At 64.7% G+C, this 16284-nt stretch carries 16 protein-coding genes; 7 read left to right on the forward strand and 9 right to left on the reverse strand.

The window, feature by feature from the left end:
• Positions 1 to 41 precede the first annotated feature (41 nt).
• On the forward strand, positions 42 to 1235 hold the full coding sequence (locus tag QOH60_RS20475; protein ID WP_526423728.1) for an N-acetylmuramoyl-L-alanine amidase: 1194 nt from the start codon (positions 42 to 44) through the stop codon (positions 1233 to 1235).
• Here the strand turns inward: QOH60_RS20475 and QOH60_RS20480 are convergent.
• The 9 genes from QOH60_RS20480 to rpmH form a co-directional block, all read right to left on the reverse strand.
• Positions 1225 to 1980, reverse strand: coding sequence for an acetyltransferase (locus tag QOH60_RS20480; protein WP_526423700.1), 756 nt, complete (start codon positions 1978 to 1980; stop codon positions 1225 to 1227). The genes QOH60_RS20475 and QOH60_RS20480 overlap by 11 nt on opposite strands.
• Before the next feature lie 228 nt (positions 1981 to 2208).
• Positions 2209 to 3165, reverse strand: coding sequence for a ParB/RepB/Spo0J family partition protein (locus QOH60_RS20485; RefSeq protein WP_526423701.1), 957 nt, complete (start codon positions 3163 to 3165; stop codon positions 2209 to 2211).
• A gap of 52 nt (positions 3166 to 3217) precedes the next feature.
• Positions 3218 to 4171, reverse strand: coding sequence for a ParA family protein (locus QOH60_RS20490; RefSeq protein WP_526423729.1), 954 nt, complete (start codon positions 4169 to 4171; stop codon positions 3218 to 3220).
• An 11-nt stretch (positions 4172 to 4182) separates the two neighbouring features.
• A complete protein-coding gene (rsmG, locus tag QOH60_RS20495; RefSeq protein ID WP_526423702.1) occupies positions 4183 to 4881 on the reverse strand; it encodes a 16S rRNA (guanine(527)-N(7))-methyltransferase RsmG in 699 nt (232 codons plus the stop codon).
• 54 nt (positions 4882 to 4935) lie between these two features.
• Positions 4936 to 5478: a Jag family protein gene (locus QOH60_RS20500; protein WP_526423730.1), complete on the reverse strand. Its 543-nt coding sequence runs from the start codon at positions 5476 to 5478 to the stop codon at positions 4936 to 4938.
• 66 nt (positions 5479 to 5544) lie between these two features.
• Complete coding sequence (yidC, locus tag QOH60_RS20505) at positions 5545 to 6717, reverse strand: membrane protein insertase YidC (protein ID WP_526423731.1); 1173 nt, start codon at positions 6715 to 6717, stop codon at positions 5545 to 5547.
• A complete protein-coding gene (yidD, locus tag QOH60_RS20510; RefSeq protein ID WP_526423732.1) occupies positions 6665 to 7096 on the reverse strand; it encodes a membrane protein insertion efficiency factor YidD in 432 nt (143 codons plus the stop codon). Before yidD ends, yidC begins: the two co-directional genes overlap by 53 nt.
• Positions 7000 to 7359: a ribonuclease P protein component gene (gene rnpA / locus QOH60_RS20515; protein WP_526423703.1), complete on the reverse strand. Its 360-nt coding sequence runs from the start codon at positions 7357 to 7359 to the stop codon at positions 7000 to 7002. The genes yidD and rnpA overlap by 97 nt, the downstream gene beginning before the upstream one ends.
• A 21-nt stretch (positions 7360 to 7380) precedes the next feature.
• Complete coding sequence (rpmH, locus tag QOH60_RS20520) at positions 7381 to 7524, reverse strand: 50S ribosomal protein L34 (protein WP_526423704.1); 144 nt, start codon at positions 7522 to 7524, stop codon at positions 7381 to 7383.
• A gap of 667 nt (positions 7525 to 8191) precedes the next feature.
• Here rpmH and dnaA point away from each other — a divergent pair.
• The 6 genes from dnaA (at position 8192) to gyrB (ending at position 16265) form a co-directional block, all read left to right on the forward strand.
• On the forward strand, positions 8192 to 9652 hold the full coding sequence (gene dnaA, locus QOH60_RS20525; protein WP_526423733.1) for a chromosomal replication initiator protein DnaA: 1461 nt from the start codon (positions 8192 to 8194) through the stop codon (positions 9650 to 9652).
• Between the two features lie 531 nt (positions 9653 to 10183).
• Positions 10184 to 11362, forward strand: coding sequence for a DNA polymerase III subunit beta (gene dnaN, locus QOH60_RS20530; protein WP_526423734.1), 1179 nt, complete (start codon positions 10184 to 10186; stop codon positions 11360 to 11362).
• A 28-nt stretch (positions 11363 to 11390) separates the two neighbouring features.
• Positions 11391 to 12284 carry a phosphogluconate dehydrogenase (NAD(+)-dependent, decarboxylating) gene (gene gnd, locus QOH60_RS20535; RefSeq protein WP_526423705.1) on the forward strand — a complete coding sequence of 298 codons (894 nt, stop codon included), beginning with the start codon at positions 11391 to 11393 and terminating at the stop codon, positions 12282 to 12284.
• Between the two features lie 17 nt (positions 12285 to 12301).
• Positions 12302 to 13444 (forward strand): DNA replication/repair protein RecF, encoded by a 1143-nt coding sequence (gene recF, locus QOH60_RS20540; protein ID WP_526423706.1) that lies wholly within the window; start codon positions 12302 to 12304, stop codon positions 13442 to 13444.
• Entirely contained in the window at positions 13441 to 13995 is a 555-nt protein-coding gene (locus QOH60_RS20545; RefSeq protein WP_526423707.1) for a DUF721 family protein, read from the forward strand. The genes recF and QOH60_RS20545 overlap by 4 nt, the downstream gene beginning before the upstream one ends.
• Before the next feature lie 242 nt (positions 13996 to 14237).
• Complete coding sequence (gene gyrB, locus QOH60_RS20550) at positions 14238 to 16265, forward strand: DNA topoisomerase (ATP-hydrolyzing) subunit B (RefSeq protein ID WP_526423708.1); 2028 nt, start codon at positions 14238 to 14240, stop codon at positions 16263 to 16265.
• Positions 16266 to 16284: the final 19 nt, after the last annotated feature.

The following is a 16284-nucleotide window of genomic DNA, read 5'->3' on the forward strand; positions in this document are numbered from 1 at the left end:
CACCGGCGTCCGACTCGGCGAGCGTGACCGAAAGGCCCTGTATGTCGACACTGCGCCGCGGGGATCGCGGGAGCGCTGTCCCCGAGATCCGCGATGCATTGGCATCCCTGGGCTGGCTTGACCATCCCGACGCGGATCTGACCACCGGGAAGCACGCTGTCCCGGAAATGTTCGACGCCGAGCTCGACCAGGCGGTACGCGCATTCCAGCAGCACCGCGGCCTGCTCGTCGACGGCATCGTGGGTGAAGCCACCTACCGCGCGTTGAAGGAGGCGTCGTACCGCCTCGGTGCGCGCACGCTGCACCATCAGTTCGGTGCCCCCATGTACGGCGACGACGTCGCGTCCTTGCAGGCGCGCCTGCAGGATCTCGGTTTCTACACGGGCCTCGTCGACGGATACTTCGGGCTCACCACGCACACGGCGCTGATGTCGTATCAGCGTGAGTACGGGATGGCTCCTGACGGCATCTGCGGGCCGGAGACGTTGCGCTCGTTGTATTTTCTCGGCTCCCGCGTCACCGGCGGATCCCCGCATGCGATCCGGGAGGAAGAACTCGTGCGCCGCTCAGGCCCGCGCCTGTCCGGTAAGCGGATCATCATCGACCCCGGCCGCGGGGGCGGTGACCGCGGCATGATCACGCAGGGCCCGACGGGGCCGATCAGCGAGGCGGACGTGCTGTGGGACTTGGCTTCTCGGCTCGAAGGCCGGATGACCGCGATCGGCATGGAGACCTTCCTGTCCCGGCCGGGCAATCGAAGCCCGTCGGATGCCGAGCGCGCCGCCACCGCGAACACCGTCGGTGCCGACTTGATGATCAGCCTGCGCTGCGCCAGCCAATCCAGTGACCTCCCCAACGGGGTCGCCTCGTTCCATTTCGGCAACTCACACGGCTCGGTGTCGACGATTGGCCGCAACCTCGCCGACTTCATTCAACGAGAAGTGGTGGCTCGCACAGGGTTACGGGATTGCCGCACTCACGGACGCACCTGGGATCTGCTGCGGCTGACTCGCATGCCCACCGTGTGCGTCGACATCGGCTACGTGACCAACCCGCGCGACCGCGAGCTGCTTGTGACGAGCCAGACTCGCGACTCGATTGCCGAGGGCATCCTCGCGGCCGTCAAGCGGCTGTACCTCCTCGGCAAAAATGACCGGCCCACAGGCACTTTCACGTTCGCCGAGTTATTGGCACACGAGTTGTCGGTGGAGCAGGCCGGCCGGCTCACTCACTGACGTCTGCGCCGCACGCACCGGCGCCCACCGGTTCGAGCCGCGCGCTGTGCAGCAGCCGTTCCAGCGCGGCTTCCACCTCGGCCTTCCACCCCAGGCCTTGGTCGAGCTCGAGCCGCAACCGCGGGAAGTACCGATGCGGCGCGACGACGGTGAACCCGACGTCGGTAAGGAAATCCGCGGCGATCATGCACTGGTCGAACGAGCAGTCGCCGAACGGCTCGATCACCGACCGGATCTCCGGGGGTGCCGTGTCAGGCTCGGCGAGGTCGCCCGCCTCTGCGGTGCGGCCGAACGCCTCGAGCGCGCGCACGCCGCGGCGCTTCAAGTCGGCGACCGTCTGCGCGATCAGGCTGTGCGCGAGGGTCTCCTCGTGTCCCGGTTCGACGCCCATCGACGTGAGAAGGACCGCATCGGGGCTGACGGGACCGGTCGGGAAGCACCGCGCGCGGGGAACGGCGCCCGGTGGCGCATAGAGGGCGTAACCGACACACGCCGCCTCCCGTTGCTCGATGACCGGAGCGTCCTCCTGTTCGCCCGGGCGCCGGACGGGCACGGCCATCTGGCCGCACGCACCCCACTCGAGCATGACCATCGAGAGCCAGGCTTCCTTCTCGAACTCGGGATCCGCGAAGTGGTCGTCGCTGCCCAGAGTCGTCGGATCGACCTCCCAGAACACACAGCGACGGGCATGCTTGGGAAGCTGCTCGAAACATTCGAGCCGCAGCGGCGTGATTCGTGCGGACACTACGCTCTGGAGCCTCCATGGGGTGCGACTGCGCAGGGCAGCCCTTCAAGGATAGGAGAGGGCGGGCGTTCGGGGCCAGTATCGCGCATTTTTACGTCAGAAGATCTGCGGCCGCGTGAATTGTTTTGGGTTTCAGCATCTTTCGCTGGCGCGGTTCCGATGCGCCAGGCGCTGGGTCGCAGCGCCGTCACAGTGACGTAACGGCCTGGTGTCACTGTTCGTCCGTTGTCACTCGCGAGCGCCGTCCATCAGCGCGACAATTCGCTGGAGGTCGTCGACCGAGCCGAATTCGACGACGATCTTGCCCTTGCGCTTGCCGAGGTTGACGGTGACCTTGGTGTCGAACCTCCCCGACAGCCGCTCGGCAACGTCTTGCAGGCCAGGCATGTGGATCGGTTTGCGGCGAGGTCCCGCTGGCGGTGTGCTGTCGCCCCGGTTGGCTAACGTGACAGCCTCCTCGGTGGCGCGCACTGACAGGCCCTCGGCGACGATCCGGGCGGCGAGCTCCTCCTGGGCGTCGGGGCCGCCCTCCAGGGTGAGCAGTGCGCGCGCGTGCCCCGCAGACAACACCCCGGCCGCGACGCGGCGTTGTACGGGAATCGGTAGCCGGAGCAATCGGATCATGTTGGTGATGAGGGGTCGCGATCGTCCAATTTTGCCGGCGAGTTCCTCGTGGGTGACCCCGAACTCGTCCAGGAGTTGCTGATATGCGGCGGCCTCTTCCAACGGGTTGAGCTGGACTCGATGGATATTTTCGAGCAGTGCGTCGCGCAACATGTTGTCGTCGGCGGTCTCCCTGACGATCGCTGGGATGGTCGCCAGGCCCGCCTGTTGGGCGGCTCGCCACCGGCGCTCCCCCATCACGAGTTGGAACTGGCCGGCCGAGTCCGGGGTGCGCACAACGATCGGCTGCATCAGGCCGAACTCGCGGATCGAGTGCACGAGTTCTGCCAACGCCTCTTCGTCGAAGACCTGCCGGGGCTGGCGTGGGTTGGGGACGATCCGGGACGGGTCGATCTCCCGGTACACAGCCCCGACCGATCCGACCGTCCCTGGGGCCGCACCCAGCACCACGTCGGCGGCCGCCGAGCCCATTTTTGGGCCCATGCCTTCGTCGGGTCCGGTCGGGATCAGCGACGCAAGGCCGCGGCCCAGTCCGCCCTTGCGGCGCGCCGGTTGTGTCATCTCCGCCTCCTGTTCACCGGAACGCAGCACGCGCCGGTTCCCTGTCCCATCGTCATCCCCTCGGCCCGCCGTGGAGCGCGATCTCGCGGCTGGCGTCCAGATAGCTCGTCGCCCCCCGTGAACCGGGGTCGTAGTCGATGACCGTCATGCTGTAGCCGGGTGCCTCCGAGACCTTGACGCTGCGCGGAATTACCGTCCGCAACACCTTGTCGCCGAAATACTTCCGCACTTCCGCGGCGACCTGGTCGGCGAGTTTGGTTCGCCCGTCGTACATCGTCAGGATGACAGTCGAGACCGACAGGGCGGGATTGAGATGCGCTCGTACCATCTCGATGTTGTTCATCAACTGCGAGACGCCCTCCAACGCGTAGTACTCGCACTGGATCGGGATGAGTACCTCGGGCGAGGCCACAAGCGCATTGATCGTCAGCAGACCCAGCGATGGCGGGCAGTCGATGAAGACGTAGTCGAAGTCGGTGCGATCCAACTCGGCGATGGCGGTTCGCAGCCGGTTCTCGCGGGCGACCATGCTCACCAATTCGATCTCTGCGCCCGCCAGGTCGATGGTGGCGGGGACGCAAAACAGCAACTCGTTATGGGGGCTCGGGCGCACCGCGTCGGCAAGTCTGATCTCCCCGAGCAGCATTTCGTACGACGACGGGGTCCCCGGCTGCCGGTGCTCGATCCCCAGGGCGGTGCTCGCGTTTCCTTGCGGATCGAGGTCGATGACCAATGTCTTCATGCCGTGCAACGCCAGCGCCGCGGCGATGTTGACTGCCGTCGTGGTCTTCCCGACACCGCCCTTCTGGTTGGCGATCGTCAGGACTCGCCGGTGCACCGGGCGCGGCAGTGGAGGGTGGATAGCGTGGGCGACTTGCATGGCGCGTTGGGCAGCCGCGCCTATTGGCGTGTCGGCCGGGTCGCTTTCCCACACCTCCAGCGGATCGCCCGCCGGTGATGTTTCACGTGAAACATTGGGGGCAACTCCGCCGTCGCCGTCGCGCATTTCCGTCGCTTTCACGACTGTCTCCTCCCCCGCGGGCGCGTCGGTCTCCGCGACGCCGGTTGGTTCTTCTCGACCACCACGACCGTTGCGGGTGGGTCTAGATAGTCCCGTCCACATCTCACCACCTCGATGTTGCCGGCGCCTATGCGTGCCCAATCCTGGCGCAGACGCGCAACTTCCTCCTCTGCCCGCTCGCCCTTGATCGCCAGCAGACGTCCGCCGCGCACAACCACCGGCAGGCACCATTCGATCAGCTTGTCGAGGGCGGCGACTGCTCGACACACCACTGCGTCCACTTCGCCGATCCGCTGGACCACCCCCGGATCCTGGATGCGGCCCCTGATCACTTCGATAGGAAGGTCCAGCCGTTCGATCACCTCTCGAAGGTATTCAGTCCGGCGCAGCATCGGCTCCACGAGAGTCACCTGAAGATCGGGCCGCGCAAGTGCCAGGGGTATCCCCGGCAGGCCGGCCCCGCTTCCCGCATCCACCACTCGGGCGCCATCCGGCACTAGCTCGCCCACTGCGGCGCTATTAAGTAGGTGGCGTTCCCACAGCCGGTCGGTTTCGCGTGGTCCGATGAGACCCCGCTCGACGCCGGCACTGGCAAGCAGCTCCGCGTACTGTCTGGCCGTCGTCGCCCTGTTGCCGAACACGCTCAGCGCAGCCGGAGGAGCGCCCGCGAGTTCGACATGTTTCACGTGAAACATCCTCCCCGCTCTGCGGAACGCCCGCGATGGAACTACATCGATGTAACTTGCTCGCTACCTATCCACCAGAACGACAACCCGGCGCGACGGCTCCTGGCCTTCGCTCTCGCTTCGAACTCCCGAGATCGACGCCACCGCGTCGTGCACAATCTTCCGCTCGAAGGGAGTCATCGGCGGGAGCTGTTCGCGTTCCCCGGACTCCAGCACCCGATGCGCCACCTTCTCGCCCAGCCCGGCAAGCTCTTCCCGGCGGCGCCGACGCCAGCTCGCGATGTCGAGCATCAACCGGCTGCGCTCTCCCGTCTTCTGGTGCACGGCGAGGCGCGTCAGCTCCTGCAGCGCGTCAAGTACCTCGCCGCGCCGGCCGACCAACTTCACGAGATCCTCGCCGCCGTCGATGCTCACGACGGCGCGGTTACCCTCCACGTCCAAGTCGATATCGCCGTCGAAATCCAGCAGGTCGAGCAGCTCCTCGAGATAGTCGCCGGCAATCTCGCCCTCGGCCACCAGTCGATCCTCGAATTCCTCGGGCTCCCCTGCCGGGGGTGTCGACCCGTTGAGACTCTCTTCGTGTTCGACGATCTCCGCGTCGGTCATCTCCACCCTTCCCTCTTTCGCTTTCCCGTCATCCCGCAGGCCGCCATCGGCCGCCGTTGTTCAGGGCTACCGTTTTCGCTTCTTCGGCCGCGCACCCGGTCGCGGTGTTCGGCTGACAGACCCGCCCGTGTTCGCGCCCGATGTCGCCCGTTTGGCCTTTTGCACTGCGGCGGGTTTGCCGTTCTCCGAGGCCTCCGATGTGGTGATCTCCGTCGAAGCGGGTTCCGAGTCGTTCGGCGCCGCCTGCTTCTTCGGCGACCGGCTCGGCTTCGCGCCGGGCGCGGGAGCATTCGCCGTCCGCCGCGCAACCGCCTCGGCCTTCTTTTCCGCTTCTTCTTTTTCGATCTTCCCGAAGACGTAGTGCTGCTGCCCGAACGTCCAGATGTTGTTGGAGAACCAGTACAGAATGATCGCGAGCGGAAGCACCGGGCCGCCGACCATCACACCGAGCGGGAACAGGTACAAGGCAAGGCGGTTCATGATCGCCGTCTGCGGGTTCGCCGCCGCTTCCGGGCTCTGCCTTGCGATCGACGCGCGGCTGTTCATGTGCGTGGCGACCCCAGCAAGCAGCATCAGCGGCACCCCGATCGCCACGACCGTCAGCTGGTTGTATTCCTTGAACGCCTCGACACCGGTCGGGTAGGGGAAGCCGAACGGATACGGCGGGATTCGTGTGATCGCCGCACCGATGGGTGCCCCGAACAGATGGGCGTCCAGGAAGTTACCGACGTCGCCTGCACTGAAGAAATAGTTGCCGTACTGCCGGTTCACCTCGGGGCTCAAACCCAGCCGGCCGAACCCGGTTTGCGTCCGGTTGAACGACATCAGCACGTGGTACAGACCGAGAAACACGGGAATCTGGGCCAACATCGGCAGGCACCCCAGAATCGGGTTCACCCCGTGCTCGCGCTGCAGCTTTTGCATCTCCAACGCCATGCGCTGACGGTCCTTGCCGTACTTCTTCTGCAAGGCCTTGATCTGTGGCTGCATTTCCTGCATCACACGCGTGGTGCGAATCTGCTTCACGAACGGCTTGTAAAGGATGGCGCGCAGGGTGAAAACCAGGAACATCACCGTCAGCGCCCAGGTGAAGAAACTCGTGGGGCCGAGCACAAGGCCGAACACCTTGTACCAGATCCACATGATCCCCGACACCGGGTAGTAGATATAGTCCAGACTCCACGGATCAAATGACACGAGACTTGCACTCTCCTCGGTGAGCTGGGCTACCCCAACCATCGACAGCTTCTTGCCGTTCCACGTGGCGTCGGCGAACACCCGATTCGGGAATCGGATCCCATCCTCCCGGGTGCCACGGACCGCACTTGGCCAGCCGCACCACCGTCAACCCCGTTCCTTTGACGAACCCATATTCGGTCAGTGCCTCCACCGCGTACTGACTGCAGGTGGGTGTGAACCGACACGTTGGCAACCGCATCGGTGACACGTACGTCCGGTACAACTCGATCACAAAGATCACCGCCCGCACCGGCAACCGGCTCACCCCGCCACGACCAACCGTCACGATCGCGACCTCGGCAGCAGATGGGTGCGCGCCAGTCCCGAGCGCAACTCCTGTTCGAGCCGGGCCGAGATCGCGTAGCGGCTCCCCGGCAATGCTCTGATCACGATCCGATCCGCTGGGTCGAGTTCGGTGAGGAGTGTCCGGGCCGCGCCTCGCAGCCGTCGCGCCACTCGATGCCGTTGCACCGCACTGCCCACCGACTTCCCCACGACAAGCCCGATCCTCGGACCCGAATCGACTACACCCTCACAACGACGCGCGTGCACGACGAGATCAGGTTCCACGGCCCGCTGGCCATGCTTGACCGTCGACCCGAATTCGGTCGACAGTCTCATCCGGTACCGCGCCGGAAGCACTGCGGCGTCTTCCCTGCCGAATCAGGCAGAGAGGTTCCGGCGGCCTTTGCTGCGCCGGTTCGACACTATCGCGCGACCGGCACGTGTCCGCATGCGAAGGCGGAACCCATGCACCCGCGCCCGCCTGCGGTTGTTCGGCTGGAAAGTCCGCTTGCCTTTTGCCACGGCACTAACTCCTCGTACGTAGGGCACCTGGTCGTCTCGCGCACCGTCAAACAACGCATGCGGGAGTTGGCGCAGTTGCCGTTAGTAAGCTCTTCGTCTCGCTCGCTACCCGGCGCGGACCCCGCGGGGTGGTCCCGTCGGTTCGCTGCCGTATCGCCGACTTTCGGGCGACTGTTCGAGGGTACTGACCTGGATACAGCCGGTCAAACGGCGATGAGCCGCGCGCGCGAAGAGCAGACAACAGCGATGAGCCGCGCGCGCGAAGAGCAGACAACGTTATCCCAACCGCACTCCTGGTTCACTACCGTCACAACCGCCACCCGCGTTCGCTCGACCAGCAGAATGCTTTGGGCAATGTTTCAGAACGGTTGGCCACCCCACCGGAAACCTGTTAGCTTCGGCCAGTGCCGCTTTCGTTTGGAGCGGCACCTATTAGCCAGACAGAGCCAAGCCACACACGACCCACCGCGGGCGCCTGGTCGACTTGACACCGCCGGACCAGCACGCCCCACCGAGCGACAACGAAGCGTGACGCTGTCCTGTCCACACCTGTGGATAACTATGTGGACAGTTCGTCATCGTCATATTTGTCGACCCTCGACCGATCAGAAGGGGGTTTACGTCGTTGACCGCCGACGCTGACGCTCCCTTTGCTGCCGTGTGGAACATGGTCGTCTCCGAGCTCAACGGAGATCATCTCGACGCATCGATGCCCGATGGCAGCGCAGCGGCCGCTCGCCCACTCACACCCCAGCAGCGCGCCTGGCTCACTCTTGTCAAACCCCTCACGATTGCCGAAGGCTTCGCGTTGTTGTCGGTACCCAGCAGCTTCGTCCAGAACGAAATCGAACGGCACCTGCGCACCCAGATCGTCGACGCGCTCAGCCGCCGGCTCGGCCAGCGCGTCGAACTCGGCGTCCGCATCGCACCTCCGGAAAATCCCGAAGACGACGAACAGCTCGCTGCCCTGTCAGCTAATTTCGACACCGATCCCGACGAAGTCGACGACGACACCGAGGCGTTAGCCAGCGCGCACGAATCGTGGCCGTCCTACTTTCTCAACAAGTCGGACCGACAGGCGCTCGGCCCACCGCAGGGCGCCAACCTCAACAAGCGCTACACGTTCGACACCTTCGTCATCGGCGCTTCCAACAGGTTTGCTCACGCCGCCGCTCTTGCGATCGCAGAGGCCCCTGCGCGCGCCTACAACCCGTTATTCATCTGGGGCGAGTCCGGCCTCGGAAAAACCCACCTGCTCCACGCCGCAGGCAACTACGCCCAACGCCTGTTCCCCGGGATGCGCGTCAAGTACGTCTCGACCGAAGAATTCACTAACGACTTCATCAACTCCCTGCGCGACGACCGCAAGGTCGCCTTCAAACGCAGCTACCGCGACATCGACGTGTTACTTGTCGACGACATCCAGTTCATCGAGGGCAAGGAGAGCATCCAAGAGGAGTTCTTCCACACCTTCAATACGCTGCACAACGCCAACAAGCAGATCGTCATCTCCTCCGACCGGCCACCGAAACACCTTGCCACTCTGGAAGATCGATTGCGCACCCGGTTCGAGTGGGGGCTGATCACCGATGTCCAGCCACCCGAACTGGAAACGCGCATCGCCATCTTGCGCAAGAAGGCCCAGATGGACCGGTTAGATGTGCCCGACGACGTCCTTGAACTCATCGCGAGCAGCATCGAGCGCAACATCCGCGAACTCGAGGGCGCCCTCATCCGCGTCACCGCATTCGCGTCGCTCAACCAGACCGTCATCGACCGCGCCCTGGCCGAGATCGTCCTGCGCGATCTCATCTCCGATGCCGAAAGCATCCAGATCAGCACCGCGACGATCATGGCGGCCACCGCCGAATACTTCGAAACCACCGTCGAAGAACTTCGCGGACCCGGCAAGACGCGCTCTCTGGCTCATGCCCGGCAAGTGGCCATGTATCTGTGCCGGGAACTCACTGATTTGTCGCTGCCCAAGATCGGGCAAGCCTTCGGTCGCGACCACACCACAGTCATGTACGCCGAGCGCAAGATCCGCGACGAGATGCCTCAGAAGCGGGAAGTCTTCGATCAAGTCAAAGAACTTACGACGCGCATCCGTCAGCGTTCCAAGCGCTGACTGACCCTTTTCGGCCGAAGTGGCGCAAAAAACTTTGGACCCGTTCGTCCCACTCGTCACATCCCAAGCCTGTGCATAGACTTGTGTACAACCCCCGGACAACACCGTCGACGTGCAGGCAACGGTGCACTAGCTCCGCCCATTCACAGCCGGCGCACTGCCGCGCCGCTCGCAGTACACCGGCTACTCACACACCCGACGCTGCGCAGTCAGGGCTAACGACGGTTATCCACAGAATGCACAGCCCCTACTACTACTACTGTGAACTCAATCTAGGTTTCCCATTAGAAGAAGCACTTGGGGACAAAGCTGTTCCACACCTCCCGGCCAGCGTTCTCTTCAGGCGTTGTCGGCCTGATCGGCTACCTTTCATCCAGGGCCGCAAAGCTCTACGGTGGTGCCTCGACAGCCGTTACGGTCGTCGTACATGCGACGGTTCCCAGAGTGCTGACCTTGGTAACCGGCGGGATGGAGCACCTGAAAACATGCCAGTGAAGATGAGGCCGTGACGTGGCGACGACGACCATCGGGATGACCGATTTGAAGTTCCGGCTCGTTCGAGAGGATTTCGCCGATGCGGTGGCGTGGGTGGCGCGCAATTTGCCTACGCGTCCGGCGGTGCCGGTGCTGGCCGGTGTGCTTCTGGAAGGAAACGACAACGGCCTGGTGATCTCGGGTTTCGACTACGAGGTGTCGGCTGAGGTGCAGGTTGCCGCCGAGGTGGCAACGCCCGGCAGGGCGCTGGTCTCGGGACGGTTGTTGTCCGACATCACACGCGCCCTGCCCGCCAAACCTGTTGATGTCAGCGTGGAGGGCACGCGCGTGTCGTTGACGTGCGGAAGCGCACGATTCTCGTTGCCGACGATGGCGGTGGAGGACTATCCCACGCTTCCGACGCTCCCCGAAGAGACCGGTGTGATCTCCGCAGACTTGTTCGCCGAGGCGATCGGCCAGGTTGCGGTAGCGGCCGGCCGCGACGACACGCTCCCGATGCTGACGGGCATTCGTGTCGAAATATCCGGGGAGACAGTCGTTTTGGCGGCGACAGACAGATTCCGGCTGGCGGTGCGTGAACTGACATGGTCCACCGCGGCCGCCGATATCGAAGCAGCGATATTGGTACCGGCCAAGACATTGGCCGAAGCAGTGAAAGCGGGTATCAGCGGCGCCGACGTGCAGTTGTCACTCGGCGCCGGCGAAAACGTCGGGAAGGAAGGGCTTCTCGGTATCCGCAGTGAGGGCAAACGCAGTACCACCAGGCTGCTCGACGCTGAGTTCCCGAAATTCCGTCAGTTGCTTCCCACCGAGCACACGGCGGTGGCGACAGTCGGCGTCGCCGAATTGAGCGAAGCCATCAAGCGTGTAGCGCTTGTCGCCGACCGCGGTGCTCAGGTGCGGATGGAGTTCAGCGAAGGGTCGGTGCGGCTGGCTGCCGGCGCGGACGACGTCGGCCGCGCGGAGGAGGATCTGCCGGTCGATTTTGCCGGCGACCCCCTCACGATTGCGTTCAACCCGACGTATCTCACGGACGGGCTGAGTTCGTTGCACAGCGAACGGGTGTCGTTCGGGTTTACGACGCCGAGTCGCCCCGCGGTGCTCCGGCCCGCGAGTGAGGACGACACCGATAATTCGCCGTCGGGCACCGGGCCGTTTCCCGCGGCGCAATCCGACTACGTCTACCTGTTGATGCCGGTGCGACTGCCCGGCTGACTGTTCAGCGCTATCGAGGAGGGCATTCATGCAGTTGGGCCTGGTCGGTCTGGGCAAGATGGGTTTCAACATGCGCGAGCGGTTGCGCGAGGGTGGTCACGAGGTGATCGGCTACGACCCTCGCCCAGAGGTTACCGATGTGCCAACACTGGCCGCACTGGCAGACGCGCTGACGGCACCCCGGGTGGTGTGGGTGATGGTGCCGTCAGGGCCGATCACCGATGAGACGATCACCACGCTCGCCGCAGAGCTGGCAGAAGGCGACTTGGTAATCGACGGCGGGAACTCCTGCTACATCGACGATGGACCACGCGCGAAAACGTTGGGCGAGCAGGGAATCGGGTTCATCGATGCTGGCGTGTCCGGCGGCATCTGGGGCCTTAAGGAGGGATACGGCCTCATGGTGGGCGGCAGCGACGCCGATGTGGACCGAGTGATGCCGATCTTCGACACGCTGCGCTCGCCGGGTCCGCGCGAGGACGGCTTTGTGCACGCGGGACCGGTCGGCGCCGGCCATTTCGCGAAGATGGTGCACAACGGCGTGGAGTACGCGCTGATGACGGCGTACGCCGAGGGATACGAATTGCTGGCCGCCAAGGACCTCATCCGGGATCCGCAGGCGGTGTATCAGGCGTGGACGAACGGCACCGTCGTGCGGTCGTGGTTGCAGCAGCTTTTGGCCAGGGCGCTCAAGGATGATCCCAAGCTCGCGGAGATCTCCGGGTACACCGAGGATTCCGGCGAGGGCAGGTGGACGGTCGAAGAGGCTATCCGGTTGCGTGTGCCGGTGCCCGGCATCGCAGCGTCGCTTTTCGCGAGGTTCCTCTCGCGTCAAGATGACTCGCCAACGATGAAAGCTGTCGCGGCGCTGCGTAACCAGTTCGGCGGCCATGCCGTCAAACGAGTGAGCCAGTCGGGCTAGGTCGGCGGTGTCTTGGTATGTATGTGCGGCACCTGGGACTCCGGGACTTCCGATCCTGGCGCAGTGCTGACATCGACCTCGAGCCGGGCCGTACCGTATTCGTCGGCCCTAATGGCTACGGGAAGACGAATCTTGTTGAGGCACTCTGGTATTCGGCGACATTAGGATCACATCGCGTTGCCGCTGACGCGCCCCTCGTCCGGGCCGGGCAGCCCAACGCCGTGGTGTCCACGATCGTCGTCAACGACGGTCGCGAACTGGCCGTCGACCTGGAGATCACCGCGGGCAAGGCCAACAAAGCCCGGATTAACCGCTCCCCTGTCCGTACCGCCAGGGAAGTACTCGGCGTGTTGCGGGCGGTGTTGTTCGCCCCGGAGGATCTGGCGCTGGTGCGCGGCGACCCCAGCGAGCGCCGCCGCTTTCTCGACGAACTGGCCACGATCAGACGGCCTGCGCTGGCGGCGGTGCGGGCAGATTACGAGCGGGTGGTACGGCAACGGACGGCACTGCTGAAGACCGCGGCAGGGCAGCGGTCCCGCGACACCGGGCTGCTCCAGACGCTGGATGTGTGGGACGGACACCTCGCCGAACACGGCGCGACGCTGCTGGCGGCACGGACAAGCCTCGTCAACGAATTGCGGCCCGAGGTGGAGAAGGCCTATGCACTCCTGGCGCCGGGATCGCGGCCGGCGGATATCCGGTATCGCGCGAGTGTCGACGGACCCGTGGAGGAGGGCTGCGACGCGGAGCAGTTCAGACAGCTCCTGCTGGAAACGCTTGGCCGGCGGCGCGACGCGGAGCTGGACCGCGGCGTGTGCCTGGTCGGGCCCCACCGCGATGATCTCGAGTTGATCCTCGGCGACCAGCCAGCGAAAGGCTTTGCGTCCCACGGCGAATCGTGGTCGATGGCATTGTCGCTGCGGCTCGGCGCCTACGAATTGCTGCGCGCTGAAGGCAGCGACCCGGTGTTGTTGCTCGACGATGTGTTCGCCGAGCTCGACACCCGCCGCCGCGATGCACTGGCCACGATCGCCCGCGGTGCGGAGCAGGTACTGGTGACGGCAGCGGTGCCCGACGACATTCCGGCACAGCTCGACGCCCGTCGCATCGAGATTGAACTCCGCGAGGACGACGCCGGGCGGGTTTCGGTGATCGTGTGAGCAGCGACGAACGGCCTGAACACAAGAGCGCAGACGAGGCGATGGATCTGGTCAGGCGCACGCTGGAGGAAGCGCGCCGCGCGGCGCGCGCGCAGGGCAAGGACGTCGGGCAGGGCCGCAAGGGTTCAGGAGCGCAGCGGGCAGCCGGCAGGCAGCGCGGCGGCCGGCGCAGTTGGTCGGGACCGGGACCCGACGCGCGGGACCCGCAGCTGCTCGGCTCTGTCAGCCGCGACCTCGCCAACACCCGCGGGTGGTCAGGAAAGGTTGCCGAAGGCACGGTGTTCGGGAGTTGGCGGGCGGTAGTCGGCGACCAGATCGCCGAGCACGCCTCCCCCACCGGGCTGCACGAAGGGGTGCTGTCCGTGAGCGCCGAAACGACGGCGTGGGCGACACAGTTGCGGATGATGCAGGCGCAGCTGCTGGCGAAGATCGCCAGCGCAGTGGGCGACGGCGTCGTCGTGTCGTTGAAGATCACTGGCCCGGCGGCCCCGGTGTGGCGAAAAGGTGCACGCCACATCTCCGGCCGGGGCCCGCGTGACACCTACGGATGACCGGCGGCTGAGAGCCGCTGCGCCGCAGATTACCGGCGGCTGAGAGCCGCCTCAGTGCGGCGAATCCTACTCGCAAGCGTCGGGACGCGGCAACGTCGAAGAAATTCTGTGCATGGCGCGATTAGGTGTGTAGAAACGCCGCTCCAGAATCGGTCCTGTCCCCATCTGACGGTAGACTGATTGCATGACTTGCAGGCGGTAACAACTCCGCCGCCGCGACCCCCGAGGAGAGCATTCCGCACGTGGCTGCCCGAAAGAGCAAAGAAAAAGAGGAATACGGTGCCGGCGACATCAAGATTCTCGAGGGGCTGGAGGCTGTCCGCAAACGTCCCAGTATGTATATCGGCTCCACCGGTGAGCGCGGTCTGCACCATTTGGTGTGGGAGGTTGTCGACAACTCCGTAGACGAGGCGATGGCGGGATACGCCACCCGGGTCGATGTGCGTCTGCTCGAAGACGGCGGCGTCGAGGTGCGCGACGACGGCCGCGGCATCCCGGTGGGCATGCACGAGTCAGGTGTGCCGACGGTCGACGTGGTGATGACCGTCCTACACGCGGGCGGAAAGTTCGAGGAGGGCGCCTACACGGTGTCCGGCGGTCTGCACGGCGTGGGCGTGTCGGTGGTCAACGCACTGTCGCGCCGGCTGGAGGCCGACATCATGCGCGACGGATATGAATGGTTCCAGTTCTACGACCATTCGGTCCCCGGCACCCTGAAGCAGGGCGGAGCCACAAGGAAGACCGGGACGACGATCCGGTACTGGGCAGACCCGGCCATCTTCGAGACCACCGAGTACGACTTCGAAACCATCGCCCGGCGTCTCCAAGAGATGGCATTCCTCAACAAGGGCCTGACGATCACACTCGTCGACGAACGCGTCACTGAAGAGGAGATCGTCGACGACGTCGTCAGCGACACCGCCGAGGCGCCGAAATCGGCCGAGGAGAAGGCGGCGGAAGCTTTCAAGCCACAGAAAGTCAAGCACCGGACCTTCCACTACCCCGGGGGACTGGTGGATTTCGTCAAGCACATCAATCGCACGAAATCACCTATCCACCAAAGCATTGTCGACTTCTCCGGTAAGGGCCCCGGCCACGAGGTCGAGATCGCCATGCAGTGGAATGCTGGTTACTCGGAGTCGGTGCACACCTTCGCCAACACGATCAACACCCACGAGGGCGGCACACACGAGGAGGGCTTTCGCGCGGCACTGACCAGCGTGGTGAACAAGTACGCCAAGGACAAGAAACTGCTGAAGGACAAGGACCCCAACCTAACCGGGGACGACATCCGGGAAGGCTTGGCGGCGGTGATCTCTGTGAAGGTCGGCCAGCCCCAGTTCGAAGGTCAGACCAAGACCAAGCTTGGCAACACCGAAGTCAAGTCGTTCGTGCAGAGGATCTGCAACGAGCAGCTGGGGCACTGGTTCGAGGCGAACCCCGCCGAGGCGAAAACTGTTGTGAACAAGGCGGTTTCGTCGGCGCAGGCCCGCCTTGCCGCCCGCAAGGCGCGCGAGCTGGTGCGCCGCAAGAGCGCCACCGACATAGGCGGTCTGCCCGGCAAGCTCGCCGATTGCCGCTCGACGGATCCGCGAAAGTCGGAACTGTATGTGGTGGAAGGCGATTCCGCAGGCGGCTCGGCGAAGAGCGGACGCGACTCGATGTTCCAGGCGATCCTGCCGTTGCGCGGCAAGATCATCAACGTCGAGAAGGCGCGAATCGACAGGGTACTGAAGAACACCGAGGTCCAGGCAATCATCACCGCGCTGGGCACCGGTATTCACGACGAGTTCGACCTCACCAAGCTGCGGTACCACAAGATCGTGCTGATGGCCGACGCCGACGTCGACGGCCAGCACATCTCGACGCTGCTGCTGACGTTGCTGTTCAGGTTCATGCGGCCGCTAATCGAGAACAATCACGTGTACCTCGCGCAGCCGCCGCTGTACAAGCTCAAGTGGCAGCGCACGGACCCCGAGTTCGCCTACTCCGACCGCGAACGCGACGCGCTGCTCGAGGAAGGCAAGAAGGCCGGCAAGAAGATCAACGTCGACGACGGCATCCAGCGGTACAAGGGCCTCGGCGAGATGGACGCCAAGGAACTGTGGGAGACCACGATGGATCCGTCGGTGCGCGTGCTGCGGTTGATCACGCTCGACGACGCCGCCGCTGCCGACGAGCTGTTCTCGGTACTGATGGGCGAGGACGTCGAAGCCAGACGCAGCTTCATCACCCGCAACGCGAAAGACGTGCGCTTCCTCGATGTTTGATCGCGAAGTTTAGCCTAGA

Source organism: Mycobacterium sp. (genome assembly GCF_032159765.1).
Lineage (GTDB): Bacteria > Actinomycetota > Actinomycetes > Mycobacteriales > Mycobacteriaceae > Mycobacterium.